Origin of the sequence: Mesorhizobium sp. B1-1-5, assembly GCF_006443065.1 — a bacterium.
Classification (GTDB): Bacteria; Pseudomonadota; Alphaproteobacteria; order Rhizobiales; family Rhizobiaceae; genus Mesorhizobium.
In genome coordinates this window covers 19649-44414 of the sequence record NZ_VFWS01000024.1, presented here as the reverse complement: position 1 = coordinate 44414, position 24766 = coordinate 19649, and the positions used below count along the sequence as shown (strand labels likewise).

Annotated in this window: 25 protein-coding genes and 1 tRNA gene; 13 read left to right on the top strand and 13 right to left on the bottom strand. The window is 63.4% G+C overall.

Annotated elements, in window-relative coordinates:
* Positions 1–77 precede the first annotated feature (77 nt).
* The 4 genes from FJ980_RS11305 to FJ980_RS11290 all read left to right on the top strand — a co-directional run bounded on the left by FJ980_RS11305 (position 78) and on the right by FJ980_RS11290 (position 3583).
* Positions 78–440: a septal ring lytic transglycosylase RlpA family protein gene (locus FJ980_RS11305; protein WP_095767965.1), complete on the top strand. Its 363-nt coding sequence runs from the start codon at positions 78–80 to the stop codon at positions 438–440.
* Between the two features lie 303 nt (positions 441–743).
* Positions 744–2021 carry a polyhydroxyalkanoate depolymerase gene (locus tag FJ980_RS11300; RefSeq protein WP_140542963.1) on the top strand — a complete coding sequence of 426 codons (1278 nt, stop codon included), beginning with the start codon at positions 744–746 and terminating at the stop codon, positions 2019–2021.
* 187 nt (positions 2022–2208) lie between these two features.
* A complete protein-coding gene (locus FJ980_RS11295) occupies positions 2209–2826 on the top strand; it encodes a transglutaminase-like cysteine peptidase (RefSeq protein WP_140542962.1) in 618 nt (205 codons plus the stop codon).
* A 499-nt stretch (positions 2827–3325) separates the two neighbouring features.
* Entirely contained in the window at positions 3326–3583 is a 258-nt protein-coding gene (locus tag FJ980_RS11290; protein ID WP_140542961.1) for a hypothetical protein, read from the top strand.
* 380 nt (positions 3584–3963) lie between these two features.
* Here FJ980_RS11290 and FJ980_RS11285 read toward each other — a convergent pair whose 3' ends face one another.
* From FJ980_RS11285 to FJ980_RS11270, 4 genes are read right to left on the bottom strand one after another with little or no spacing between them, the layout of a single operon-like run.
* Entirely contained in the window at positions 3964–4332 is a 369-nt protein-coding gene (locus tag FJ980_RS11285) for a helix-turn-helix transcriptional regulator (protein WP_140542960.1), read from the bottom strand.
* A 10-nt stretch (positions 4333–4342) separates the two neighbouring features.
* Complete coding sequence (locus tag FJ980_RS11280; protein WP_140542959.1) at positions 4343–4867, bottom strand: Smr/MutS family protein; 525 nt, start codon at positions 4865–4867, stop codon at positions 4343–4345.
* Positions 4864–5967 (bottom strand): murein transglycosylase A, encoded by a 1104-nt coding sequence (locus tag FJ980_RS11275; protein ID WP_140542958.1) that lies wholly within the window; start codon positions 5965–5967, stop codon positions 4864–4866. Before FJ980_RS11275 ends, FJ980_RS11280 begins: the two co-directional genes overlap by 4 nt.
* Before the next feature lie 23 nt (positions 5968–5990).
* Entirely contained in the window at positions 5991–6698 is a 708-nt protein-coding gene (locus FJ980_RS11270; RefSeq protein WP_095767958.1) for a Tim44/TimA family putative adaptor protein, read from the bottom strand.
* Between the two features lie 201 nt (positions 6699–6899).
* Between FJ980_RS11270 and FJ980_RS11265 the strand changes: the two genes are divergently transcribed.
* Both FJ980_RS11265 and secB read left to right on the top strand, forming a co-directional pair.
* Positions 6900–7394 (top strand): FxsA family protein, encoded by a 495-nt coding sequence (locus FJ980_RS11265; protein WP_140542957.1) that lies wholly within the window; start codon positions 6900–6902, stop codon positions 7392–7394.
* 492 nt (positions 7395–7886) lie between these two features.
* Positions 7887–8390 carry a protein-export chaperone SecB gene (secB, locus tag FJ980_RS11260; protein ID WP_140542956.1) on the top strand — a complete coding sequence of 168 codons (504 nt, stop codon included), beginning with the start codon at positions 7887–7889 and terminating at the stop codon, positions 8388–8390.
* Between the two features lie 198 nt (positions 8391–8588).
* Here secB and yidC read toward each other — a convergent pair whose 3' ends face one another.
* Genes yidC through rpmH form a run of 3 tightly spaced genes read right to left on the bottom strand, consistent with a single transcriptional unit; the run spans position 8589 to position 10936 of the window.
* Positions 8589–10418, bottom strand: coding sequence for a membrane protein insertase YidC (yidC, locus tag FJ980_RS11255; RefSeq protein ID WP_140542955.1), 1830 nt, complete (start codon positions 10416–10418; stop codon positions 8589–8591).
* A gap of 13 nt (positions 10419–10431) precedes the next feature.
* Positions 10432–10785 (bottom strand): ribonuclease P protein component, encoded by a 354-nt coding sequence (gene rnpA, locus FJ980_RS11250; protein ID WP_140542954.1) that lies wholly within the window; start codon positions 10783–10785, stop codon positions 10432–10434.
* 16 nt (positions 10786–10801) lie between these two features.
* Positions 10802–10936, bottom strand: a complete 135-nt coding sequence (gene rpmH / locus FJ980_RS11245; protein ID WP_008833937.1) for a 50S ribosomal protein L34 — start codon at positions 10934–10936, stop codon at positions 10802–10804.
* A 275-nt stretch (positions 10937–11211) separates the two neighbouring features.
* On the opposite strand from rpmH, the gene FJ980_RS11240 reads away from it, so the two are divergent.
* Together FJ980_RS11240 and FJ980_RS11235 are read left to right on the top strand one after the other, a co-directional pair.
* The gene (locus tag FJ980_RS11240; protein WP_246673448.1) at positions 11212–12684 is read left to right on the top strand and encodes a HAMP domain-containing sensor histidine kinase; all 1473 of its coding nucleotides are present in this window, start codon (positions 11212–11214) and stop codon (positions 12682–12684) included.
* A 185-nt stretch (positions 12685–12869) separates the two neighbouring features.
* Positions 12870–12946, top strand: a tRNA-Arg gene (locus FJ980_RS11235).
* A gap of 180 nt (positions 12947–13126) precedes the next feature.
* Here FJ980_RS11235 and FJ980_RS11230 read toward each other — a convergent pair.
* The gene (locus FJ980_RS11230; protein ID WP_181181171.1) at positions 13127–13540 is read right to left on the bottom strand and encodes a VOC family protein; all 414 of its coding nucleotides are present in this window, start codon (positions 13538–13540) and stop codon (positions 13127–13129) included.
* 189 nt (positions 13541–13729) lie between these two features.
* Here FJ980_RS11230 and FJ980_RS11225 point away from each other — a divergent pair, with 189 nt between their 5' ends.
* From FJ980_RS11225 to FJ980_RS11215, 3 genes are all read left to right on the top strand, one after another.
* Positions 13730–14254, top strand: a complete 525-nt coding sequence (locus FJ980_RS11225; protein ID WP_140542952.1) for a hypothetical protein — start codon at positions 13730–13732, stop codon at positions 14252–14254.
* Between the two features lie 312 nt (positions 14255–14566).
* Entirely contained in the window at positions 14567–15148 is a 582-nt protein-coding gene (locus tag FJ980_RS11220) for a cation transporter (protein ID WP_140542951.1), read from the top strand.
* A gap of 2 nt (positions 15149–15150) precedes the next feature.
* Positions 15151–16029 (top strand): alpha/beta hydrolase, encoded by an 879-nt coding sequence (locus FJ980_RS11215; protein ID WP_140542950.1) that lies wholly within the window; start codon positions 15151–15153, stop codon positions 16027–16029.
* A gap of 71 nt (positions 16030–16100) precedes the next feature.
* On the opposite strand, the gene FJ980_RS11210 is transcribed toward FJ980_RS11215, so the two are convergent.
* Positions 16101–16631: a VOC family protein gene (locus FJ980_RS11210; RefSeq protein WP_140542949.1), complete on the bottom strand. Its 531-nt coding sequence runs from the start codon at positions 16629–16631 to the stop codon at positions 16101–16103.
* 112 nt (positions 16632–16743) lie between these two features.
* Here FJ980_RS11210 and FJ980_RS11205 point away from each other — a divergent pair, with 112 nt between their 5' ends.
* Entirely contained in the window at positions 16744–17625 is an 882-nt protein-coding gene (locus FJ980_RS11205) for a LysR family transcriptional regulator (RefSeq protein ID WP_140542948.1), read from the top strand.
* Between the two features lie 27 nt (positions 17626–17652).
* Here FJ980_RS11205 and FJ980_RS11200 read toward each other — a convergent pair whose 3' ends face one another.
* The 3 genes from FJ980_RS11200 to FJ980_RS11190 are packed head-to-tail and all read right to left on the bottom strand — an operon-like array spanning position 17653 to position 22789.
* Positions 17653–18303, bottom strand: a complete 651-nt coding sequence (locus tag FJ980_RS11200; protein WP_246676396.1) for a 4'-phosphopantetheinyl transferase superfamily protein — start codon at positions 18301–18303, stop codon at positions 17653–17655.
* On the bottom strand, positions 18300–18779 hold the full coding sequence (locus tag FJ980_RS11195) for a GNAT family N-acetyltransferase (protein WP_246676395.1): 480 nt from the start codon (positions 18777–18779) through the stop codon (positions 18300–18302). Before FJ980_RS11195 ends, FJ980_RS11200 begins: the two co-directional genes overlap by 4 nt.
* Positions 18776–22789 carry a Pls/PosA family non-ribosomal peptide synthetase gene (locus tag FJ980_RS11190; protein WP_246676394.1) on the bottom strand — a complete coding sequence of 1338 codons (4014 nt, stop codon included), beginning with the start codon at positions 22787–22789 and terminating at the stop codon, positions 18776–18778. The genes FJ980_RS11195 and FJ980_RS11190 overlap by 4 nt, the downstream gene beginning before the upstream one ends.
* A gap of 949 nt (positions 22790–23738) precedes the next feature.
* Here FJ980_RS11190 and FJ980_RS11185 point away from each other — a divergent pair.
* Positions 23739–24149: a hypothetical protein gene (locus FJ980_RS11185; protein ID WP_140542946.1), complete on the top strand. Its 411-nt coding sequence runs from the start codon at positions 23739–23741 to the stop codon at positions 24147–24149.
* A 76-nt stretch (positions 24150–24225) separates the two neighbouring features.
* Here FJ980_RS11185 and nuoB read toward each other — a convergent pair whose 3' ends face one another.
* The gene (gene nuoB, locus FJ980_RS11180; RefSeq protein WP_140542945.1) at positions 24226–24765 is read right to left on the bottom strand and encodes an NADH-quinone oxidoreductase subunit NuoB; all 540 of its coding nucleotides are present in this window, start codon (positions 24763–24765) and stop codon (positions 24226–24228) included.
* Position 24766 lies beyond the last annotated feature (1 nt).

Genomic DNA, 24766 nt, shown 5'->3' with positions numbered 1-24766 from the left:
CCAGATCAATGCCGCATTTCCCGCCTCATTCGGCACATATCGGCGGGGCATATCTCTAACGGAGCCATCCCCAAAGCATGAAGAAAACCAACCAGACTGCGCTTGTCGCGGTAACGATCGCGGCTGGCCTGATGGCCGGCGCCTCATCCGCCTCCTCCGCCGCCGCGCAATGCGGCCGCGCTTCCTGGTATGCGCTGCATTCCAGAACCGCTTCAGGGGAACGCATGAACCCCTCGGCACTGACTGCAGCCCATCGCTCCTTGCCCTTCGGCACCAAGCTTCGGGTCACCAACAAGAACAACGGCCGCAGCGTCGTCGTGCGCATCAACGATCGCGGTCCGTTCGTGAAGGGGCGCATGCTCGATCTTTCCCGCGGCGCCGCCGGCCAACTGGGCTTCATCGGTTCGGGCCATACCGCCGTCTGCATGGCGCGCGTCTGAGCCGCTCTTCGTCATTCCAGGGCGGAGCAGGAGCGAAGCTCCGCCATAGAATGACGAGATTGGACGGTTTCGACCAATCCCCGGCATGAGGGAGCCGGACACATATCCTTCACATTTCGGCAGCGCACATTGAGCCGGCTCGGCCGCTTAATGCCGGTTTTCAACAGGTTGAATGAAAGATGCATTCGTCAGACAAAATGACGTATTGCATCGCAACAATATCTTGTTAACCTCGCCAGGAGACATTCAAGGCTCGGCGCAGTTCGTCGTCCTTTTGGTCGTCGGACGGCAGCGGGGTTCGCGATGTTCTACCAGCTCTACGAAATGAACCATGCGGCGTTGCAGCCGGCCCGCTTCTATGCCGACGCGGTGCGGCTCTTCTACTCCAACCCGCTCAATCCGGTTTCCCACACCCCCTTCGGCCGCTCGGTCGCGGCGACCGCGGAGCTCTTCGAGCGGACCACCCGTCGCTACGGCAAACCGCAGTTCGGCCTGGACAAGGCCGTGGTCGACTGGAAAAGCGTCGGCGTCACCGAAAAGACGGTCTGGTCGAAGCCCTTCTGCGACCTGATCCGTTTCGAGCGCGCGCTGCCCGCCGGCCGCAAGCCCGACCCGAAGCTTTTGATCGTGGCGCCGATGTCGGGCCATTACGCGACGCTGCTGCGCGGCACGGTCGAGGCGATGCTGCCCCATGCCGACGTGCACATCACCGATTGGGTCGATGCCCGCATGGTGCCGGCAGCGCAAGGCAGCTTCGATCTCGACGACTATGTCGACTACATCATCGAGATGTTCCACGCGCTCGGCCCCGACACGCATGTGATGGCGGTATGCCAGCCTTCCGTGCCGGTGCTGGCGGCGGTGGCGCTGATGGAAAAGCGCGGCGATCCCTTCGTGCCCTCCACCATGACGCTGATGGGCGGACCGGTCGATACGCGCCGCAACCCGACCGCGGTCAATCTTCTGGCCAAGGAAAAGGGAATCGACTGGTTCCGCGACAATGTCGTCATGCCGGCGCCGTGGCCGGTGCCGGGCTTCGGCCGCCCGGTCTATCCCGGCTTCCTGCAGCTCTCGGGCTTCATGAGCATGAACCTCGACCGCCACATCATCGCGCACAAGGACTTCTTCATGCACCTTGTGAAGCATGACGGCGACAGCGCCGAAAAGCACCGCGACTTCTATGACGAGTATCTGGCGGTGATGGACCTGACGGCGGAGTTCTACCTGCAGACGGTCGACACCGTGTTCGTGCGCCACGCTCTGCCGAAGGGCGAGATGACGCATCGCGGCGAGCCGGTCGATCCGAAGGCGATCCGCAACGTCGCGCTGCTGACTATCGAGGGCGAGAACGACGATATTTCCGGTCTCGGCCAGACCCAGGCCGCGCATGATTTGTGCATCAACATCCCGGTCGACAGGCATGCGCATTACGTGCAGCCGGCCGTCGGCCATTACGGTGTCTTCAACGGCTCGCGCTTCCGCTCCGAGATCGTGCCGCGCATCGTCGACTTCATTTCCAGCTATGGCCGCCAGCACCGGGTGGCGGCGAAGCCGAAACTGGTTCGTTCCGCCAAAAGCTGAACTCCGGAGCCCGGCATCAGCCTAGCCGCCACCTGGCGGCCAGCGGTGTTGCATCCGCGCTTCTGTTGCGAAAGTGCCGCTACGGGATCGCGCAGGTAACCATCCCGCCACACTGACCGTCGTCTCCAATTGACACGGACTGTAAATCGCCTTTAACGTTTCGTTAATAAAGAACAGGGCGGGGACAATGACTTCCTCAGCGATGACGCGGCTTCTGCGCTTGTGTGCAGTCGCAGGACTGGCGATCTCTGCGCATTGGGCGGTGCCGGCCTGGGCGGCGGGCGCGATGGCCACGGGCGGCCTGACGTCGCAGCCGATCGGCCATTATGATTTCTGCAAATCGCATCCCAGCGAATGCAACATCCGCCCGGTCAATCTCGGGCCGGCCACGATGACGGACGGCCTGTGGCGCAGGCTGGTCAGCGTCAGCGCCAAGGTCAACGCCGCCGTCAAGCCGCTGAGCGATCTCGATCACTACGGCAAGGACGAAGTCTGGGCCTATCCGGACGACGGCTACGGCGACTGCGAGGACTATGTGCTGGAAAAGCGCCGCCAGCTCTACCGCCTGGGCATGTCGCTGGCCGACCTTTTGATCACTGTCGTGCGCAAGCCCGACGGCGAAGGCCATTCGGTGCTGACGGTGCGCACCGACAAGGGCGACTATGTGCTCGACAACCTGACCGACAAGGTCAAAGCCTGGGACGCGACCGGCTATCGCTTCCTCAAGCGGCAGGCGATCGACAACACCGGACGCTGGGTCTCGATCCGCGACGGCCAGCCTGTGCTTGTGGGCTCGGTGCAGTAGGCCTCGAACACCCGCTTTTCTTGGCGAGGCGCTCCACCCCCTCCGCTGTGGGTAGGAAGCGCCCCGCGCGGCGCATGCAAGGCTGGTTTCGACGCTCGGCGAAAAGGCTCTGTGGCTGGAGGTGGCGGTGGGTTGAGCGGGGCGCTTCTGGCGCCAACCTTGGAGATTGGCCGAGACCCCCGTGACGTCGTCATACTCGGGCTTGACCCGAGTATCCATGCCGTGACCCTTGCCGCAGAGTGCAACGGTGCAGAATTCTGTAACTGTTGGAACGCCTTGGCGTAACGGCATGGATTCCAGGTCTGCGCGCGTCGCTCCGCTCCTTGCTCCGCCCTGGAATGACGACCGAGCAGTCGTAGCCGCACATCGCAACGGGCGATTACAACAAAAAAGCCGGGCCGATCGCCTTGCCGAATATTTTCACGCAACTCCATGAACCGTTTCCGTCCGGCCGGCGACACATAGCCGTGGACGACAAACCGAACCATGGAGAATTTCAATGACTGCTTTCCTGCGAAACACCTTGCTTGCCGCCGCCGCGGTGTCGGCCTTGACCGGATCGGCCCTGGCGGACGAGACCACCAAAAGCTGCGCCAAGACAAATCTCAACGACCTGTGGAGCGGCCGCTGCTGCGGCGTCGACTCTTCGGCTTGTCTGGGCGGTGGTAACGGTGGCCGCGATCATCAGGGCCATCAAGGCAACGGCGGCCGGGGCAGCACCAATGGCGGCAGCGCCAACGGCGCCGGCAAGCTCTGATCTCACTGTGTGAGTGTCCGGATGTGACGGGTCGGCGCCGCCTTCATTGACCGCAGCCTCGGCGCTGTTCCAGCAACTGGTGATTGGCGAAGGCGGCGGCACAGCGCCTTTCTCCCCGTTCACCGCAGGGCAATCGCATATGGAGTTTGTTGGCGAAGGCCAACGCAACGCCGTCATCCTCGGGCTTGTCACGAGGATCCGCCGTCGCACGCGGCGACCAGTTCGGGGAGCCGGTAGATCCTCGTGACAAGCCCGAGGATGACGCCGATCAAGGCAGGCCAGCTATCCGAACTCCCATAGCTATATGCGATTGCCCCGCCGTTCACGATGATGGCGGCAGCCAGATGAGGGGCGGTGCCGACCTCGCCCGTTGACGCTTGTCAGCCACTTCGTCCGAGCGCGGCACGGATCGACGCGCTGAGGCGGCGCAGTTGCTCTTCCTCCAGCCGCTCGATGCTCTCGGCCAAAAGGTTGGCCAGCTCGGTGGCCGCCGGCGACAGGCCGGATGTGTCGATCCTGACCCTCGGACGCGAGCTTTCGGCGAGGCGGGCAAGATCTTCGGCGTCGTCCCAGATGATGTTGAAATAGCCGATGATCTTCTGGATCAGCGTCCAGGTCGGCGCGCCGCGGCGGCCGTGCTCGAGCGCCGAAAGATAGGCGGCGCTGACGCCGATGGCCTTGGCCATCGCCTTCTGGCTGACGCCGCGCTCGGTGCGCAGCGTCCTGAGCTTCTCGCCGAACGGGGTCATGTCGGCTGGCTCATTGCCGTATCCGCCGCAGCCGCACATAGAGCGCGCCCGAGCCGCCATGATTGCGGGCAGCATGATCGTGGCTGGACACCAGATGCCGGAAGGCCGGCGTCGACAGCCAGGCCGGCACGGCGCGGCGCAATATGCCGTCGCCGCCCGACGACGAACCCTTGCCGGTGATGATCAGCACGTAACGGATGCCGCCGGCATGCGCGCGGTTGAGGAAGGTGAGCAGCAGCGAATAGGCCTCGCCCTGCGTCATGCCGTGCAGGTCGACGCGGCCTTCGATCGGCAGCCGGCCTTTTTTCAGCTTGTGCAGCGTCTGGTCGTCGAGCGAGTGCGCGACATGCGGCGGCTTCGGCTTGGCGGCCACGGCCGCTACGCCATTGGCGGCGGGCCGGGGCGTCTCGGCCTTGGGCTCGACGATGTCGGGGATCTCGACGGCGGTTTTGCCCTTCAGCGGCCGCGCCGAACGCGCCACCAGGTTCCACAGGATGCGGTCGTCGTCGCTGAGATGATCGTCGCGGCGGCTCACGGGGTCGCTCCATCCAGAAGCGCACGCGGCACCAGCGCATAGAAATCGGCCGCGTTGCGGACCACGCCGGCGACCTCGCCGGCGCCGTCGCCCGAGCCGGCGAAGAGATCGCCGCGCACCGGACCGGTGATGGCCGAGCCGGTGTCCTGCGCGATCATCAGCCGCTGGAACGGTTTTTCGTCGAAGGCGGTGAGCGTCGGCGCATCGATATAGAAGGGCGTGCCGAATGTGTGAAGCAGCCGGTCGACCGCGACCGAGCGACCCGGCGTCAGCGGCACCTTGGCGGCGGCGATCGGGCCGAGCGCGGCATCATCGACCGCGGCTTCGCGGAAGAAGATATAGGAGCGGTTCCGCCACAGGATCTCGTCGACCCGATCGGGATGCGCCTTGAACCAGGCGCGGATCGACTGCATCGTTACCTTTTCCAGCGGGATCTCGCCGAGATCGCTCAAGATCTTGCCTGGGCCGGTGAAGCGCTGGCCGGACTTTGCGGCATAGGTGACGCGGGCGAGCCTGCCGTCGGTCATCTTCAGACGTGCCGCGCCCTGCACGTGGATGAAAAACGCATCGACCTTCTCGGCGAGCCAGGCGATTTCGAGATTTCGGCCGGCGAGCGCGCCGCGCTCGATTTCGCCACGATCGAAATATTCAACCGGAACACCATCGGTCCGGCGGGCGAACGCCAGATAGGAATCCATGCCGGCCGGACGGTTGCCGTCGTCGATGTCGATGAGGTCGGCGGGGCGCGACAGCAGCGGCACGGTGAACCGCCCGGTCCTGACCGGCGAGGCTTCGACCTCGGGTTCGTAGAAGCCGGTGACGAGACCCGAGCCGTTTTCGGGCTGCACCAGCATCGGCACGAAATGCCGTTCGAAGAAGGATCGCGCCTCGGACGTGCTCGGCGCCGAAACGGCACGCGCCTCGGCATAGGCATCGGCAAAAGCATTGAAATCGACGCCGAGCGATCCGGTGCGGTAAGATTTTATCGGCGCGTGGCAGGCCGAGCGGCGAAATGCGGCGAAGGCCGCAGCATGGTCATCTTCGCCCCAGCCCGGAAGGTCGCTGAAGGATTTTATGCCGAATGCGGAAGAGAGCGGCACGACTGGGGCCCCGCCGCTTGATCTCAATCTTCTTCTTCGGTGGCGACAAGCTTCCAATTCGGGTCGCGCGAGCGGGTGTCGCGGGCGAAGGTCCAGACATCCTTGACCTCGGCCACCGTTTCAGGGTCGCCGTCGATGACGGCGCCGGCCTTGTCGCGGGTCGCCGAGATCAGCTCGGAGACGACGCGCAGCGTGATATGCGCTTCCGAGCCCTTCATTTCGGCGGCGACGATGTCGGCCTTGTCGATGCCGACGAAGGAGGACTGGATCTTCTCCGATTTGGCCTCGCGGTCGCCGATCGCGGCGACGAAACCGTCATAGACTTCGCGCGACAAAAGGTTCTTCAGCGTCTTACGGTCGCCGTCGGCATAGGCCATGACGATCATCTCATAGGCCATCTTGGCGCCGTCGACGAAGCCCTTCGGCTCGAAGGACGCATCATTGTCCTTGATGGAGCGCAGGCCCTTGTTGAGATCGGTGTCGGGTTTGGCGAAGGCGTCGATATCGGCATAGATCTCGGGCGCGGTTTCGCCCGGCGCGCGCTTGCGCGGCAGCGACACCACATTTTCAGGTTTTTGCGCCGCATCGGCCTCGCGCGTGCGGCTCGCCGAATAAGGATCGAAGGGCGGGCGCTCGTTTCCGGTGCGACGTCCAAGCACGTTGCGCAGCTGAAAAAAGATCACAACCGCCGCAATCAGAAAGAAAATCGTGCCGAAGTCGAAGAAACCCATATTTTCCGCCAACTCGATCCCTGTCCGTGCCGGACCGGCGTAACCCCTGGGGACCGCGGTCGCATAGCGTTCAACACCCAAAGCATATAGAACGGCAGGCGCAATCATTCAAATCAAAGGCAGCCATACCTATCTAAAGGCGCCAAGGCCAGCGGCGATTGTCCGCCAGCGCCGCAAAAGAAGAAAGCGATCGGTCAAGACTTGCGCATTTCGTTCATCCCGCTGTTCCTGCTCCTGCTGCCGCTTCTGGAGATCGCCGGCTTCGTCGTCGTCGGCCGCGAGATCGGGGCTTTGGCGACGGTCGGGCTGGTCATCCTTTCCAGCGTCGCGGGCAGCCTGCTGCTGAGGCTTCAGGGTTTTGGCGTCATGGCGCGGGTGCGCACGGAGATGGATGCCGGGCGCGACCCCAGCCGGCAGCTCGCGCATGGAGCGATGATCGTGCTGGCGGCGATCCTTTTGATCATCCCGGGCTTCATCACCGATTTCTTCGCCATTCTACTCCTGTTGCCGCCGGTGCGCGACTTCGCCTGGCGCCTGCTCAAGAACCGCATCGTCATGGCGACCAGCTTCAGCCGCGGCTTTTCGGCGCGCCGCCGCGATCACGTCATCGACCTCGACGACAGCGACTATTCTCGCGACGATTATCCGGACCGGCCGGACCACAATTCGCCCTGGCGGCGGCTGAAGAACGATTAGTCCCGGACGGGGATTTTGCCCGGTCGGCTCTGGCAGGCGGCATGCCTTGGAGATTGGCCGAAACGCCCCATCGCGATCGTCATTCCAGGGCGGAGCAGGAGCGAAGCTCCGTCGCGAAGACCCTGGAATCCATGCCGTTACCTTCGCCAAGGCGTGCAGCGGAGCAGAATTCTGCACCGAGGCGGCGCTTCGAAGTCACGGCATGGATTCTATGGTCTGCGCGCGTCGCTTCGCTCCTTGCTCCGCCCTGGAATGACGAGGTTAGTGTAGCTTCGAACAATCCCCGGCGGTTTGTGCCGGTTTCACGGACATGAACGGAAACCTTGCACAAGACCAACGGCAATCTTTCAAAATCCCTGTGACGGGGAACCAGTCCCGGACCTATCGCCCGACAGAGGCGGCAAAACTTGTTTTGTCCGGCCGAGCATGGTAGCGAACCCGCGATTTCAATCCGGTCAGCAATGCTGCCCAGGCAAAAGGACTTAAAGGCTCATGGCCAGCAACGATGACGCCGCGACCGGCGCCGCCAACGGTAACGGCACCCAAAACCAGCCCTCGCTCAATGTGCTTGCGCAATATGTGAAGGACCTGTCCTTCGAAAGCCCCGGCGCGCCGAATTCGCTGCGCGGCCGCGACAAGGCTCCGGGCATCGCGATCAATGTCAACGTCAACGCCAACCCGCTCTCGGACAAGCAGTTCGACGTCAATTTGACGCTGAACGCCAAGGCCTCCTTCGACCAGGAAGTGCTGTTCAATGTGGAGCTGGTCTATGGCGGCGTCTTCGCCATCAGCGGCTTCCCGCAGGAGCATATGCTGCCGCTGCTGTTCATCGAATGTCCGCGGCTTCTGTTCCCCTTCGCCCGCCAGATCGTCGCCGACGCCACCCGCAATGGCGGCTTCCCGCCGCTGATGCTCGATCCGATCGATTTCGCGCAGATGTTCCAGCAGCGCATCGCCGAGGACCAGGCTGCGGCTGACAAGGTCCAGGTGAGCTGAGGCGAACCAGCGCTACACCCTGTCGAAAGCCCGGCTTCGTGCCGGGCTTTTTTCGATGCTTGCTCCGCACTGGAATGACACCTAGAACATGGCCACGGCCAATCTCGAAGGTTTGACCGCTGCTCGCTGAGCCTGATCAACAAAAACCCCGGACAAACGATGCCGGGGTTTTTTTCGTCTTAGCAGTTCAGGAGCCGTCTATTCCGCCGGCGATGGTTTCTTGCGGAAAATCGATGTCAGATTGTCCCACAATTCGATCTTGGCGCCCTGGCGCTTCATGATCACGCCCTGCTGCAGGATCGACAGCGTGTTGTTCCAGGCCCAGTAGATGACGAGGCCGGCCGGGAAGCTGCCCATCATGAAGGTGAAGATCACCGGCATCCAGGTGAAGATCGCCGCCTGCGTCGGGTCCGGCGGCGCCGGGTTCATGCGCATCTGCAGGAACATGGTGATGCCCATCACCACCGCCCAGGCGCCCATATGCGGCAGGAAGGCGGGCGCCGCGAAGGGCAGCAGGCCGAACAGGTTGAAGATCGATGTCGGATCGGGCGCCGCGAGGTCGTGGATCCAGCCGAAGAACGGCGCGTGCCGCATCTCGATGGTGATGTAGAGCACCTTGTAGAGCGAGAAGAAGACCGGGATCTGCAGCGCCACCGGCCAGCAGCCGGCCAGCGGATTGATCTTCTCGGTCTTGTAGAGCTCCATCATCGCCTGCTGCTGCTTCATCTTGTCGTCCGCGTATTTCTCGCGGATCTCGACCATCTTCGGCTGCACCTTCTTCATGTTCGCCATCGAGGCATAGGACTTGTTGGCCAGGGGGAAGAAGATGGCCTTGACGACGACGGTGGTGGCGAGGATCGCCAAGCCGAAATTGCCGAAGAATTTGTAGAGCGTGTCGATGAGCCAGAACATCGGCTTGGTGATGAAATAGAACCAGCCCCAGTCGATCAAAAGGTCGAACTGGCGAATCTGCCGGTCCTTGGCATAGGCATTGATGGTCGAGACTTCCTTGGCGCCGGCGAAGATTTCGGATTCGACCGTCGTCGACTGGCCGGGCGCGACGCTGATCGCGTCGGACAGGTAGTCGGACTGGTAGCTGTGGCTGTGCGGCCCGTCCTTGAACTCGAAATAGGAGAATTTCGGCTGGAAGGGCTGCTTCTCCGTCGGGATGAGCGTCACGGCCCAGTATTTGTCGGTGATGCCGAGCCAGCCGTTGGTCGACTTGCTGGGCGTGTATTCCTTGTCCTTCTCGATCTTGGCGTATTTGTATTCCTGCAGCCCCTCGCTGCCGGTCACGCCGATCAGGCCCTCATGCAGCACATAGGTGCTGGCGACGGCCGGCTTGTCGAAACGGGTGACGCGTCCGTAATTGTAGAGCGAGACGGCGGCCGTTCCCGAATTCTGCACCGTGTCGGAAACGGTGAACATGTATTCGTTGTCGATCGAGATGGTGCGCTTGAACGTCAGGCCCTTGTCGTTGGTGAAGGTCAGCGTCACCGGCGTCGTGGGCGTCAGCGTCGGATTGCCGTCGACGCTCCACACCGTATCCGCGCCGGGCACAGTGCCGGTGGTGTCGTTGCCGACGAAGCCGATCTCGGCGAAATAGCCATTGGGCAGCGACGACGGGTTGAGCAGCTCGATCTCGGGCGAGTTCTTGTCGACCGTCTCGGTGTAGTGCTTGAGCCTCAGGTCGTCGAGGCGCGCGCCGCTCAGGTTGATCGAGCCCTCGAGGCTGGGCGTGTCGATCTTGACGCGCTTGGTGGCGGCAATCGCCTGGTCGCGGCTGGCCGCGGTCGCGCTATCGCTACCGGGCGCGCTGGGGATGGCGCCGGCGGTCGGGGCCGGCGTTCCGGCCGCGCTTGGATTGGTGCCCTGCGCTTCCTTCTTTTGCGCCTCGGCGCGCTGTTGCTCGACGCGGGCCTGCTCGCGCTGCTGTTCCATGCGCGGGTTCATGTAGAACACCTGCCAGAGCGTCAGGATCAGCACCGACAGCGCGATGGTGATGAAGAAATTGCGGTTGTTTTCCATCGAAGCCCTTGGCCTATCGTGTTCCGCGCAGCCGGCGGGAGAGCTCGGCCTTCAACTGGCCGAACGGAATGGCAAGCACGTCTTCACGCCCGACGATGACATAGTCATTGCCGGGCGCCATGTCATCGGCGGCATGAACGCGCACGGCTTCCCTCAGCCGCCGCCGGACGCGGTTGCGCACCACGGCGTTGCCGACCTTCTTGGTGACGGTGTAGCCGACGCGCGGCGCAAGGTCATCGCCGCGGTCGAGAACTTCAACGAGAAAAAGCCGTCCGCGGCGTTTCTCGCCGACGCGCACAGCAAGGAATTCCGCGCGTTTCAGAAGCCGCCCGGGAGTTTTCCCCTGTGGCTTGCCGGGTGCGGGCAACGATCTCGTCTTTCGTTCAGGCGCTGAGCCGCTTGCGGCCGCGGTTGCGGCGGGCGGCAACGACGCCACGGCCACCCTTGGTGGCCATGCGGGCACGGAAACCATGCCGGCGCTTACGCACGAGCTTGGACGGTTGGTAGGTACGCTTCATTTGTTTTAATACCGCGGGGTGCGGCCCTTCTTGATTCTGTCACCGTGTAACAGGAGCTTTGCCGGGCCGGCCTAGGCGCGATCGAAACCGCGCCGGGACGAATGGCCCGAGCGTGAGCGGGCTTATAGAAAGAAGGTCTTTGGAAGTCAATCCGCCCCGCCGCGAGGCATTTTTCGCCGAGCCGACGATGAAATTGGCAAAAAAGCCGCAAATCGCATAATCTTGGCCGATCAAGCCTTTGTGAACGCGCGTCAATGACGAGTGAAACTCTGCCCATGAACGAGAAGGCACAGCCGGCGGCGGCGAATTCGTCGCGCCGGGTGCCGTTGTCGCGCGGTCTGTCGACCAAGCTGCTTTTACTCACCATCGCCTTCGTGCTGCTGGCTGAAATCCTGATCTTCCTCCCCTGGATCGCCAGCTACCGGGTCAACTGGCTGAAGGAGCGCCTCAGCACGGCCGCCGCCGTGTCGATCGTGCTGTTGCAGGGCGAGCCCAACTCGCTGTCGCACAACGCCCAGAACGATGTGCTGATGGCGATCGGCGCCAAGGCGATCGCCGTGCGCGATGGCGGCGTCTCGCGGCTTCTGGTGGTCGCCGACATGCCGCCACAGGTCGACGCGCACATCGACATCGCCAATGTCGGCCTGATCAACGGCATGACTGGCGCGCTCGACACGCTGTTCTTCGGCGGCAAGCGCATGCTGCGCGTCTTCGGCCCGGTCGGCGACAGCGACAAGGAATTCGAGCTGATCATGCCGGACTACCGTTTGCGCGACGCCATGCTGAGATACTCGCGCAACGTCGCCGTCGTCTCGCTGCTCATCTCGCTGTTCACCGCTATGCTGGTCTATGCGGCGATCGACCTGATCATGATCGGGCCGATCCGCACCATGACGCGTTCGATCCTGGCCTTCTCCGAGGCGCCCGACGATCCCGGCCGCGTCATCCGCCCCGCCGACCGCGCCGACGAGATCGGGGTCGCCGAACGCGAGCTGTCGCAGATGCAGGACCGGCTGCAGAAGATGCTGTCGGAGCAGAAGCATCTCGCGGACCTCGGCCTGGCCGTCTCCAAGATCAACCACGACATGCGCAACATCCTGGCGTCCGCGCAGCTGATGTCGGATCGCCTGCGCCAGGTGAAGGACCCGACCGTGCAGGCCTTCGCGCCGAAACTTCTGCGCGCCCTCGACCGCGCCGTCTCCTATTCCGAAGGTGTGCTTCACTACGGCCGCACGCAGGAGCCGGCGCCGTCGCGCCGCCGCGTGCGGCTGCGCCAACTGGTCGACGACGTGCACGGCCTGCTTGACATCGAGGACGGCATCGAGTTCATCAACGCCATCGAGCACGCCTTCGAGGTCGATGCCGATTCCGACCAGCTGTTCCGGGTGCTCACCAATCTCTGCCGCAACTCCGTTCAGGCGATGGCCGCCGACACCGAAAGCGCGGTGGTGCGCCGGCTGGCGGTCGCGGCCGAGCGCCAGGGCAGCGTCAGCCGCATCACCGTCACCGACACCGGCCCCGGCCTGCCGCCCAAGGCGCGCGAGAACCTGTTCGCCGCCTTCCGCGGCTCGGCGCGCAGCGGCGGCACCGGGCTTGGCCTGGCGATCGCGCACGAGCTGATCCGCGCGCATGGCGGCACGGTTGAATTGGTCGAATCGATCGGCGGCCGCACCGTCTTCGCCGTCACCATTCCCGACCAGCCGGTGCGGCTCGACCAGGCCCGCAACGGTTTGCGCCGCCCGGCTTGAGCCCACCACCGCCTGCGGAGCCGCTTGTCGGTAGCGCGCCTCGATCAAAGCCGGCAAAACCACCTGCGACAAAACTTTTGCCGGATCGGCTTGCTTTTCGCAAATTCAGTCGTTAGGGAACACTCCACATCGCGGCCGGCCTTCTCGACCGGATCGCGGGGCCTGTGTCATGCACGGCCTGTTGCGCGCCCGTAGCTCAGCTGGATAGAGCACCAGACTACGAATCTGGGGGTCAGGAGTTCGAATCTCTTCGGGCGCGCCATTCCTATCAAGTTTCATCTCCCGCTTCCCGGATGTGTTGCCGAACGACCGGCTCTTGATCGCAGCTGGATGAATTTCCCGATTTATCCGCAGCTTGGCCATAGATTGTCTTAGACGGGCAACGCTCGATCACTGCCTGGGTGCGCCAGCGCCATACCTCTCGGCATGACAAGCCACAAATCTATCCTTTCCCATCCGGCGGCACGGACGATCCATCGCTGGCCAGGTTCTCGACATTGAGGGGACAGTTGACGATCTTCAACGAGTCATCGGCGTTGCGCGGCCATTCCTTCTCGGGCCTATCCCAGTAGAGCTCGACGCCGTTATCGTCCGGATCGCGGAGATAGATCGCCTCCGCACCACCGTGATCGCTGGCGCCGATGAGTTGCACGCCCGCGGCGCGAAGGCGGCGGAGCGCGCGGCTCGCGTCGGATAGACGAAGGCAATGTGATGGAGGCCGGGTCGATCCTTCGGGCGGTGGCGAACCGCCCCGGCTTTCCCAAGTGTTGATCGCGAGGTGATGGTGATAGCCGCCGGCCGCGAGGAGGGCGGCAGATCGCGAGGTGCGCGACACAGGCGGAAAGCGGAAATACAACCACACCGCACGGGCGATGACGTCAGGCAGGCGACGCTGCGAAGGCAGAGCGGATCACGATGAAGACCCTTCACGCCGCATGCTCAGATATTCTGTCAGCAGCCGGTCAATTTTGCGATTCCCCGGGAACACCTACGCGTCTGCCCCGTTTGCTTTGAGCAATGTTGCCCCCAAACAGGAGTGACAGCCATGGCCTATCGGGAACACATCCACACGCCCATGACACCACGCGACATGCGTTGGGGCCTTCGGCAGGGCGCAATCGCAGGCGTGGTCGCAGGTATCGTGTTTGCTGCCTTCGAAATGATCGTCACCGCGATGATGATGGGGGCAGGGGCGTTCTTCATGCCTTTGCGCATGATCGGTGCTATCGCGCTGGGACCGGGCGCGCTCGATCCCGGCTATTCGCTCGTGACGGCAAGTGTCGCCGGCGTCATTGTCCATATGGTGCTCGCGATCATCTACGGGATGATCTTCGGTGAAATTGCAGCAATGTTGCGAGGGCCGGTCGCCATTATCGGCGCAGCCAGCCTCTTCGGCCTCGCCCTCTGGCTGATCAACTTCTATGTGATAGCGCCGACCTTATTCCCCTGGTTCCTGCAATCGAGTCCGCTGGTGCAGTTCATCGCACATACTTTCTTTTTCGGTTCAGTGCTCGGCTATTATCTTTGGAAGTCGCACCAGAGAAGCGGGTTGGAAGAACCTGCGGTTTAGCGGGTCGCCTTGGGCTGGACTAGGCCCCGGGAGGGTCTCTTGAGCAACGGCATATATCTCGGCCGCCGGCGCGAAATAACGGCAGTCCCAGTCATTTCGGTGCCGGGCGCTGACTTTCCGGTATTTTCCGATCCGGTGAACGCGCCGCGTCTCCCGAGTGAATATGCTGGTTAGCTCCTCCATCCGCTGGGGCATCCAAAGCTGGAAGTCGCCGATGTTGACCAGTCCCGCTCACGGACGTGACACGATCAGGCACTCGCCTGCAGGAGTGGCCTCAAACTTGCGCCCGGCGTATCACGGCTTTCGATGGAGATGATGGACAGCCATCTCCGGCGCGCCGTGCTGATCGTGGCGCTCCTCAATCTTGCGTATTTCGGAGTCGAGTTCGCAGTTGCGCTGTCGATCGGTTCCGTCTCCCTGTTCGCCGACAGCATCGATTTCCTTGAGGATACGTCGGTCAACCTCCTGATCTTCCTCGGCATGGCCTGGAGCCTCAGGTCCCGCGCGCGCCTTGGCATGGGTCTGGCCATCGTGCTGATGATACCCGCGCTGGCGACGCTCTGGGCGATCTGGCTCAAATTCTCGCATCCCGTTCCGCCCGAGCCCGTGCCCCTCTCGCTTGCCGGCTCGGGCGCTCTTATCGTCAATCTGGCATGCGCGTTCATTCTTGTCCGTTTCCGCCATCACAAGGGGAGTCTCACCAAGGCGGCGTTCCTTTCCGCCCGCAACGACGCGGTCGCCAATGTCGCTATCATCATCACCGGGTTTGTTACGGCGTGGACGGGCTCCGTCTGGCCCGACGCGATCGTCGGGCTCGCGATCGGCGTCATGAACGCGGATGCCGCCCGCGAGGTCTGGGAGGCTGCGCGCGAGGAACACGCGGCCGAGGCCTAGCGATGGCTGAGCAGGTTCTGCAACTCGCATCAGGGCGACGCGTGGGAGTTTTCGAGACAGGGAAGCCCAACGGTTCAGCCGTGTTCTACATGCACGGGTTTCCCTCGAGTCGCCTGGAAGTGAAGCTGATCGAGGATCAGGCCGCCGAAGCAGGCGTGCGGCTCATCGCGCTCGACCGGCCCGGTATCGGCAAGTCCTCGCCTGTGCACCGCTTCGGGATCATGCAATGGCCGGCAACAGTCGACGAGGTTGCCGATATGATGGCGATCCGGCGCTATTCGGTTCTTGGGTTTTCCGCCGGCGCGGCATTTGCACTCGCTTGCGCCGCAGCGACACCCGACCAGGTGGTCCGCTGTGTGCTGATCTCGCCGGTGGCGCCGGCGACCGTTCTTGCAACTGCCAATACCGGCATCACGCGGCTCGCATGGCAGATCCTTCAGATTACGCCTGATGCTCTCTTGTGCCCGCTTCTTTCGTTCAGCCTGCGTGGCATCGCTCATGCGCGTCCTGCTCAACTGGCGGACATGCTCGCCCACAATGCCGAGCGACTCGGCGTCGGCGAACGCGCTGCGCTGCAGGATGAGGCGGTGCGCCGGGCCTTTGCCGCTGCCGTCGCCGAAGGCTACATTCAGGGGCCACGCGCCAACCAGGACCAGGCCATCGCCCTGGCGCATCCGTGGGGCTTTGACCTGGACCAAATCGACCTTCCCGTCCGCATTTATCACGGCGCGCACGACCAGATTATGCCTGCCGAGGCCGCGCGGGCTCTTGCCGCGGGCCTACGTCACGGAACATTGTTCATGCAGCCCGAAGGACACATATCCGCGCTCGTCCGGTGTGCTGCACCTGCGTTGGAGAGCCTGAGAGCCGAGTTACGATAACCGCTCGTGGCGGCGCAAAGCGGACCTTCGTTGCGCCAGCGCCATACCTCTCGGCACGACAAGCCGCAGACTTATCTTTCCCCATCCGGCGGCACGGACGATCCCTCGCTGGCCAGATTCTCGACATCGAGGGAATTGCTGACGATCTTCAACGAGCCATCGGCGTTGCGCGGCCATTCCTTCTCGGGTCTATCCCAGTAGAGCTCGACGCCGTTATCGTCCGGATCGCGGAGATAGATCGCCTCCGTGCCACCGTGGTCGCTGGCGCCGATGAGTTGCACGCCCGCGGCGCGAAGGCGGCGGAACGCGCGGCCGAGCGCGGCTCGCGTCGGATAGACGAAGGCAATGTGATGGAGGCCGGTCGATCCTTCGGGCGGCGGCGAACCGCCCCGGCTTTCCCAAGTGTTGATCGCGAGGTGATGGTGATAGCCGCCGGCCGCGAGGAACGCGGCCTCGTCTTCAAGCAGCCCTTGCAGGCCAAAGCCAAGCACACCGCAATAGGAAGCGAGCGATCGCTCAAGATCGGCGACCTTCAGATGAACATGCCCGACGCGGACGCGCGGGTCGATCGGTTCGCTGTCGGCATTGATCGGCGGTCTCATTGTTCAGCTCCCTGGCGCTGTCTTCCGATATCGAAAGCAGATTGCGGAAACTGTTTCGCCACAAGACGGTACAATCTAGAATCATCATGCATGATTCTGCATAATAGTTGGCATGCGCGTCGACGAGATCAGCGTCTTTGTCCAGGTGCTGGAGGCAGGCAGTTTTGCCGCGGCTGCCCGAAGGCTCCGCATGCCCGCTAGCACCGTGAGCGCGAAGGTGGCGGCGCTGGAACAGCGCCTCGGCACCGGCCTGATCCAGCGGACGACCCGTAAGCTCCGCGTCACGCCTGCGGGCCAGGCCTATTTTGAACGATGCCGCGCCGGGCTTCGTGAGATCGAGGCAGCCGAGGCCGCGATCATGTCGGGGGCAAGAAGCCTGAACGGCCTGCTTCGGCTCACGGCGGCCGTCGACATCGCGCAAAGCCTGCTGCCGCCCATCATCGGCGCGTTTCGCGAAACGTTCCCGATGGTGAAAATCGAGCTGATCGTGACGGACCGGATCGTCGACATGATCGCGGAAGGCGTCGACCTCGCCATCCGCGTCGGCCCGCTGCGCGATTCGAGTCTGGTGACCAGGTCTTTCGTCACGGGGCCGTCGGGATTGTTCGCAAGCCAGCACTATCTCGACCGGCGCGGCGTCCCCGTTCATGTCGACGATCTCAAGCACCACGACCTGATTGGATTCGGCAAGCCTTGGGCCCACCCGCTGCCGCTGCTGATGGGCAGCCGGAAGATCGGCGTTGATCTATCGGGCGAGCTGACCTGCGATGACCTGTTGACGGTCAGAACCTTTGTCGCCATGGGGCTCGGCATCGGGTTCCTGCCGGCTTTTTTCGCGGACCAGCAACGGCTGGTGCGCGTGTTGCCGGCCCTGCATTCGCCCCTGACCGGACTCTATTTCGCCTACCCCGCCCAGAAGTTCGTGGCGGCGCGTGTCAAAAAGTTCATCACCTTCGCGGCAGCCAGCGTGAAGCGCCTGCACCTGCATCCGTGATCTTGGCGTCGTTCGGGCTCGGCGCGCCTATGCCGGGTAAGCCAGCGCCAGGATTCTGGGCGAGATGGTGAAGCGCACGGTCAACCGATTGCCGGATGGAGTGACCGCCTCGCCGGAGGTGAGATCGACGGCGATGTCCTCAAAGCCCAGCACCCGGCCGTCGAGCGGAAACGAGGCCTTGTAGACCGCCTCCTTGATCGCAAACAGAATGCGGCTGCCTATACCGGAATCAAGATCGCCCAGGCGGTCTTGCGGCGTTGCCACCATGTCTCGGAGGTCGTGCGGCAGGGGCAGGGCAGGCTCGATGTCGACGCCCACGCTTCTCATCGCGTCGGATCGCGCGGCGACCGCCACGGCAAGCTCGTCGTCATGCGCGATTGAACCGACGATACCTCCAGGCCAGATCGGGTTTCCCAATTGGCCCCGCAAGACGGCGAGATCCGCACATCTCAGCCGCCGCAGCAATTCGTGCGCGACCCGACGGCCCGCTCCAGTGGCGGCACGCGCCCTTTGTTCGCGCGTGGCGATGGAAGCGCCTTCCGCCGGCAGTAGGTATTGTTCGTCGCCGGCACGAACGAGACGGCAGCCGGTGACGAGGCCGGGCGGCGCGAGGCCGGCCAGCACCTGCTCGACGGCGCTCTCGATGTCCGGTCGCGCGTCGTCCGGCCGTGTGATCACTTGCTGCTCAATTCGAGCACGGCAATCATCTCGCCATCCTCGTCCAGTCCCGTCTCGACGAAACCGAAGCCGGCATAGAGCCGGCGCGCCGCCTCGTTGTCCGGTTCGTAGCAGATCGAGACGCGGCGTATGTGGCCGAGCTGCGCGATCTCCTCCAGTGCCCCGGCAACCGCGGCACTGCCGAGGCCCTTGCCCTGTTCGCGGCGGTCGATCATGAAACGATAGATGATCGCCTCGTCATCGTCCTCCGGAGCGCTGTACATCAGGAATCCGACGACGCGCCCGGCCGCGACTACAGCGCGTGCGAGAGCCTCGTCATCCTCCCCGGCCTCTTGCAGCGAGTCTGCATTCGAGGCGACGAGGCCCTGCTGCTCGGGCGTCAGCTCGAGCGCCAGGATCGCCGCCCGGTTATCTTCGCCGACGGGCCGCAGGACAACCAGGCGGTCGCCAGTCCACGCTTGGGCGGAACGTTTCACTGTTTCTGCCCGATCTTGATTGCGCGCGCGTCGATCGGCGTCACCACGCCATAGAGCTTCGCCGGGTTGCCGCGCCACACGGTGTTGGGCTCCAGCACTTCGCCCTTCATGACGAAGCAATCGAGGTCCGCCACGGATCCCTCGCCCATTGCCACGGCGTAGTGGACGAAGGCGGCGGGGGCGAGCGTGCAGCCATTGCCGATGCGGATGTAGTCGGACTTGAACGCGCCTTCCTCCAGCGAATGCGCTTGGATGACGCAGCCCTCGTTGAGCGTCGCATCGTCGCCGATCTCCACCAGCGACCGCTCGGTGATGATGCTTCCCCCATCATAGACGCGCCGCCCGACCTTCACGCCCACCAGACGCAGGATCAGCGGCCTGAACGGGGTGCCGGTGAACAGGCCCATGATCGGCGAATCGGACAGTTTCCAATGGCGTTCGTGCCGCCAGAAGACCGGGTCGTAGATCGTGGCCATCCTGGGCTTCAGCCGGCGGAAACCGAGGCTGACACGCTCCAGGAAGACGTAGAACGGAATGCCGATCGCCGTGGTCAGCACCACCGCCACGAACAGCGCCGTCTGCTCCCAATCGTTATAGTAGTTGAGCGCCCTGTCCCAGATGGCGAGCGTCAGGAACAGGATCAGCCACTGCGCAGCCAAGAACAGCAATGCGGTGACCAGATTGTGGAGGTTCTTCAGCGGCAGCCGGCGGTGGCGCTCCTTGTCGGAGATCAATCCGAGAAGCTCCTTGTCGCGGTTGACCATGCGCGGGATTTCGAAGGGCGGCGACCCAAGCAGCCCGACATTCTCGCGCACGGGACCATCGACCGGTACATGCACCTTGGTTCCGAGCAGGCAATTGTCGCCGGTGCGGGAATCCGGCGAATAGATGATGTTGTTGCCGAAGAAGTTGCGCTCGCCGATCCGCGTGTGCTCGAGGCGGAAGGAATTGGCGGACTTCTGCATGTTGACCATGAACAGGCCGTCGGACACCATCGTTTCCGAACCGATCTCGCTGAGCTGCGGGTTTTCATGCCGCTGGTTGGTGCCGAAATTCGACCCGGTCTGGTTCACCTTGTTTAGCCGCCAGCCGATGGCGCGCAGATAGTAGACGATGGCCGAGCTGTCGCCGAACAGCACGTTCAGCAGTCGCACGTTGCTGACCAGCTCCAGCATCGATTGCAGCCAGTAGTGGAAGCCGTAGAGCGAATAGTCTCGGCCGGGCTTCAGCATGAGGTTGAACAGCCGCGGCACGATGGCCGCCAGCAGCACGCCGCCGATGATGAAGCCCGCCAGCGTCACCGTGGTGCCGATCGCCACGATGCCGATGGTCTCCTGATAGTCGTCGCCGACATTCTCCCAGTAGGTGTGGAACAGAAGCGGGAACGGCGTGACGATGGCGAAGAGGATGAAGAGCTGGATCGCCTCGTAGATGATCCGGCGCGCGTGCGACAGCGGCACGTTGGGAACCGTGCAATAGTCCGCCTCGGTCGGAATCGCCGGCGATCCGTGCCAGCGCTCGCCGGCAGGGATCGCCTGTCCGCGATGCAGCGACGAAGCGTGGCCCAGCTGGGCGCCGTCGCCGATGCGGGTGTCGATGTCCAACGTTGAGCCGACGCCGACGAAAGCGTTGTGGCCGATGTCGAGCGGACCGGTGTGGATGTAGCCCGCCTGGGCGCGGAAGCCCAGGATCATGGTATCCTTGCGCAGGATCGAGTTGTCGCCGATGCTGATCAGGTCGGTGCAGACCGGAACGGAGCGGCACTCGATGACGGTGCGGTTGCCGAGCCGGGCACCGAGCAGGCGCAAATAGAGGCTGTATAGCGGGCTGCCGCGGAACAGCACCACCGGTGCGCTGCGGACCAGCGTCTTGACGACCCAGAAGCGATAATAACGCCAGCCCCAGATCGGGAACGTCTCGGCCTTCCAGCGGCCGACCAGCAGCCATTTGGCGATGATGGCAAAGCCGCTGAGCCCGAAGAAGACGCTGGCGGACAAGAGAACGCAGCGCAGATAGAGCTGCACCGGGTCGTCCAGCGCGTCATAGACCCAGTTGAGCCCGTCATTGATCGCCCAGAGCGAGCCATAGCTGTAGAGCGCGTAGAACATGAGCTGCCCAAATCCCGTGCTCCAATAGGCAAAGCTGGAAGCCCGATGCGTCAGCATCGGCTCGCTCGCCGCAACCGCGGCCATATGCGGCGCACGCAGGTGCTCGGCGAGCTTCGCGACCGTGGGATGCAGGTAGACGTCGCGCATCGAGGTCGTCGACCAGGCCTTACGGGAGCGGATGCGCGCGCAGAACCTCGCCATCAACAGCGAGTTCGCGCCGAGGTCGTCGAAGAAGTGGTCTTCGATGGAGATGTCCTCGAATTTCAGCACATCCTGCAGCGTGTCGACCAGGAACCTCTCGTCCTCGTTGCGCGGGTCGATCATCGCATGGCCGGCCGCGACGCGCGCGCTGGTCGGCTTTGGCAGCTTCCTCAGGTCGACCTTGTTGGAGACGGTCATCGGGATCGCGGGCAGCTGCTCCAGATAGGCCGGAACCATATAGTCGGGCAGCCGCTGCTTGAGTTCGCGCACGAGCATGGTGCGATCCACACTGTCGCCTCCGCTCCTGGGGGCGTAATAGGCGACCAGTTCCGTGCGCTCGGGCTCGATCTCCCACGTCGTGACCGCCGCCTGCGCGATGCCCGGCTGTTCCAGCAGCACGGCCTCGATCTCGCCCAGCTCGATGCGGTAGCCGCGGATTTTCACCTGCGTGTCGATGCGGCCGTGATATTCGATCTCGCCCTTGTCGTTGATGCGGCCGAGGTCGCCCGTCCGGTAGATGCGGCCGCCGGGATTGTTCGGCAGGCCGATGAAATCCTTGATGAATCGCTGCTCGGTGAGCTCCGGCCGGTTGAGATAGCCTACTGCCACGCCCATGCCGCCGATGCAGACCTCGCCCAGCTGGTCGCCGGTCAGCACCTTCGGCTTTTCGGGGTCGAGAATGGCTATCGAATAGGTGGGCAGCGGCCTGCCGATGGTCACCGGTTCGTCCGGTGTCAGCAAGCCCATGGTGGCGGTGACCGTCGCCTCGGTCGGGCCATAGGTGTTCAGGATCTGGCGGCCGGGCTTCGCCCAGCGCACCACGAGCTTTTGCGAGCAGGCTTCGCCGCCGACCAGGATCGTGCGCAGGCTGGGCGCGTCGCTCTCGATCGACGACAAAAGCGTCGGGCTGCAGGCCATGCAGGTGATGTGATGCTCGCGCAGGAAGCTGGCCAGCTCCTCGCCCACGAGGGGCTGCTGGCCGGGCGCCGGCACGACGGTGGCGCCGGCGGCAAAGGGCACCCAGATCTCCTCCGAGGAGAAGTCGAAGGCGATGGTCATGCCCTGGTACACGCGGTCGCCCGGCTGATAGCCGTAGGATGCCGCGGCGACGCGGATGAAGTTGCAGAAGCTCTGATGCGTGATGACCACGCCTTTCGGCTTGCCCGTGGTGCCGGAGGTGTAGAGAATGTAGCAGGTCTGGTCCTGGCTGCCTTCCGGCAGGGGCGCCGTTTCCGGCTTGAGAGCGATTTCGGATTCCGCCGAGTCGATCGAGATATGCGGAACCGGCAGGCGCGCCACGCGCGCGGCATAACCGGAGACGCTGATCACCATCGTGACATTGGCGTCCTCGATAATCATCACCATGCGATCTTCGGGGAAGGCGGTGGCTAAAGGGACGAAGGCCGCCCCGGCCTTCATCACGGCAAGGATAGCGATATAGGTCTCGGCCGAGCGGTCCAGCAAAAGGCCCACCCTGTCGCCTGGCCTCACGCCGCGCTCGATCAGCAGATGCGCGAACTGGTTGGCCCGGCTGTTCAGCTCGCGGTACGACCAGGGCCGGCCGCCGGAAATCACCGCCGGTGCTGCGTCGAAGCGGCTCGCCAGATCGCCGAAGAAGCGGTCGAGCCTCTCATGCGGCTCGCCCTTATGGATGAAATCGGGGCCGATCAGGATCTGGTCGCGCGGTGGCGGTTCCGTCACTGTTTTGGCTTTGGGCGCGTTTTTCTTGGCGGGCTTGCTTGCTTCATTCAGAGACATTGGAGGACCCACGAGCTCGTGACGGCTCGCACTATGCCGTGATTGGCGAAAAGACAATTGGCTGACGATGATGGGCCAGTTGATTTGCCTTTGCGGCGGATTTGAGATGCGCCGCACTTTGATGCCGCCGCTTGGAGGCGTGCCGCCTTTTTCAAGGCGCCGCTGCCGTGACAAGCCCGAACGTTCTCGCTAGCCGATGATTGGCGCCGCGCCTGCCGAACTGAGCGATGTCAGCGCGCATGGCTCCAGGCCGTTGCATAAAGATCGCGTAGTGCTGACGGGTCGCCTCGTCGAATTCTGCCGGCGTCCCCGCGAATCCGTTCCAGAATCTGTCGAGGTCAACGCGTTCGCCGCCAAGCACGGGGATCGCCTGACAGACGTGAGCTCTCGTTCCGCCACTCGAAGTCATGGTTCTTGGCGTGAGAGATTGTGATGATCTCCGTAAAAATGGCCCTCCCCTGGCCTGCTATTGTTACGCCTGTGTTGCCGATCTTGGCGGAGACAGCAGCACAACTCCTGTTCTCAGGCTGGGGCCGGCGCGTATCTTGCCGGCCTGAGCCTGATGCTTTGTCTCGGCATTAAAATCGACTACTTACTCGCGCGATGCGGTTCAACGATCCGTGTCCTCTTCTCGGGTTGAAGTCTTGGTGGACACTAGGAAATCTTTAAAGACTCCCTGATAGCTATACGCTCTATAGAATCGTTACGGACCTGGACCTCGGCATGTGCCGCCACATCTGCAGTCCAGCCAGGTCTTGGAGGATTGCATGCGGCGCGCCCCGTTACCGATGCATTTCAAGGTCTTGCTGAACATTTCAGCATTCGTCGCGTTGCTTGCAATCCTAGGCACGGTCACCATCTGGCGTCTGGTCCATCATTGGAAGGACTGCCCGTGAACGATCCGGCCGGAGCAGAAAGGCGGCGATGGGCCAGGCGGAGCATCAGTCTCGCGGTCCGGATGGTTTTCCCGACACACGGGCTAAAGGAGGTGACGGAAGCGACTTTCGATTTGCGCGATATTTCCGAGGGCGGGGCATCCCTCTTTGTGGGTAGTATCGCGACGCCGGATTTTTTTTACCTCCAGTTGGGACAAGATGCGGCGGAACTAATCGGTTGTTACACCGTGAATCGTACGTCGGACACTGTCAGCTGTCGCTTCAATCGGCTTCTCGACGCGCGGGAAATCGAGCGCTTGATCGAGGAAAGCCGTATGGTTCGTGAAACGCTTGATACACTGTTCGATTCGCAGGCGTCGGACGAGCTCGATTCGCTGTTCGAGAAGGCCGGCGAACTCTTCTCGTGAGATCGGCACCTGTCCGATCCAAACGCGGATGGGCAAGCTTGCGCACAATGCGTAACGCGGCCTCGCTTCCTGCTTCTCAGCTCTTGGCGAGGCCCGCCCCTCCGTTCGCTCCGTCAAGCAAGGCGATCAATCCCTTGAGGATATCGATCGGCGGCGGCGGGCAGCCTGGAATGTGCAGGTCGACAGGCACCACGTCCGACACGCCGCCGACGACCGCGTAGCTGCCGGCAAAACAGCCGCCGTCCTTGGCGCAGCCGCCCAGCGCTACCACCCATTTCGGGCTCGGCATTGCGTCGAAGGTCCGCTTCAGCGCCTCGCGCATGTTCTTGGTGACCGGCCCGGTAACCATCAGCACGTCGGCATGGCGCGGCGAGGCGACGAAGCGGAAGCCGAAGCGCTCGATGTCGTAGAAGGCATTGTTGAGCGCATGCATCTCGAGCTCGCAGCCATTGCAGGAACCGGCGTCGACCGCGCGGATCGACAGGCTCCGGCCGAGCCGCCTGCGGGCAACTGCATCGAGCGAGCGCGCCAGTTCGTCCACCGCCGCGTCGCTGACTTGCGGCGGTCGCTCAGTCAGGGGCGGACGGATCAGGCTTTCGAAAAGCAGCTTGCGCATG

Excerpts from the sequence above, each read along its gene's own strand:
- FJ980_RS11305 (WP_095767965.1), top strand. The coding sequence starts at position 78 with ATGAAGAAAACCAACCAGACTGCGCTTGTCGCGGTAACGATCGCGGCT.
- FJ980_RS11300 (WP_140542963.1), top strand. The coding sequence starts at position 744 with ATGTTCTACCAGCTCTACGAAATGAACCATGCGGCGTTGCAGCCGGCC.
- FJ980_RS11295 (WP_140542962.1), top strand. The coding sequence starts at position 2,209 with ATGACTTCCTCAGCGATGACGCGGCTTCTGCGCTTGTGTGCAGTCGCA.
- FJ980_RS11290 (WP_140542961.1), top strand. The coding sequence starts at position 3,326 with ATGACTGCTTTCCTGCGAAACACCTTGCTTGCCGCCGCCGCGGTGTCG.
- FJ980_RS11285 (WP_140542960.1), bottom strand. The coding sequence starts at position 4,332 with ATGACCCCGTTCGGCGAGAAGCTCAGGACGCTGCGCACCGAGCGCGGC.
- FJ980_RS11270 (WP_095767958.1), bottom strand. The coding sequence starts at position 6,698 with ATGGGTTTCTTCGACTTCGGCACGATTTTCTTTCTGATTGCGGCGGTT.
- secB (WP_140542956.1), top strand. The coding sequence starts at position 7,887 with ATGGCCAGCAACGATGACGCCGCGACCGGCGCCGCCAACGGTAACGGC.
- yidC (WP_140542955.1), bottom strand. The coding sequence starts at position 10,418 with ATGGAAAACAACCGCAATTTCTTCATCACCATCGCGCTGTCGGTGCTG.
- rpmH (WP_008833937.1), bottom strand. The coding sequence starts at position 10,936 with ATGAAGCGTACCTACCAACCGTCCAAGCTCGTGCGTAAGCGCCGGCAT.
- FJ980_RS11240 (WP_246673448.1), top strand. The coding sequence starts at position 11,212 with ATGAACGAGAAGGCACAGCCGGCGGCGGCGAATTCGTCGCGCCGGGTG.
- FJ980_RS11225 (WP_140542952.1), top strand. The coding sequence starts at position 13,730 with ATGGCCTATCGGGAACACATCCACACGCCCATGACACCACGCGACATG.
- FJ980_RS11220 (WP_140542951.1), top strand. The coding sequence starts at position 14,567 with ATGATGGACAGCCATCTCCGGCGCGCCGTGCTGATCGTGGCGCTCCTC.
- FJ980_RS11215 (WP_140542950.1), top strand. The coding sequence starts at position 15,151 with ATGGCTGAGCAGGTTCTGCAACTCGCATCAGGGCGACGCGTGGGAGTT.
- FJ980_RS11210 (WP_140542949.1), bottom strand. The coding sequence starts at position 16,631 with ATGAGACCGCCGATCAATGCCGACAGCGAACCGATCGACCCGCGCGTC.
- FJ980_RS11205 (WP_140542948.1), top strand. The coding sequence starts at position 16,744 with ATGCGCGTCGACGAGATCAGCGTCTTTGTCCAGGTGCTGGAGGCAGGC.
- nuoB (WP_140542945.1), bottom strand. The coding sequence starts at position 24,765 with ATGCGCAAGCTGCTTTTCGAAAGCCTGATCCGTCCGCCCCTGACTGAG.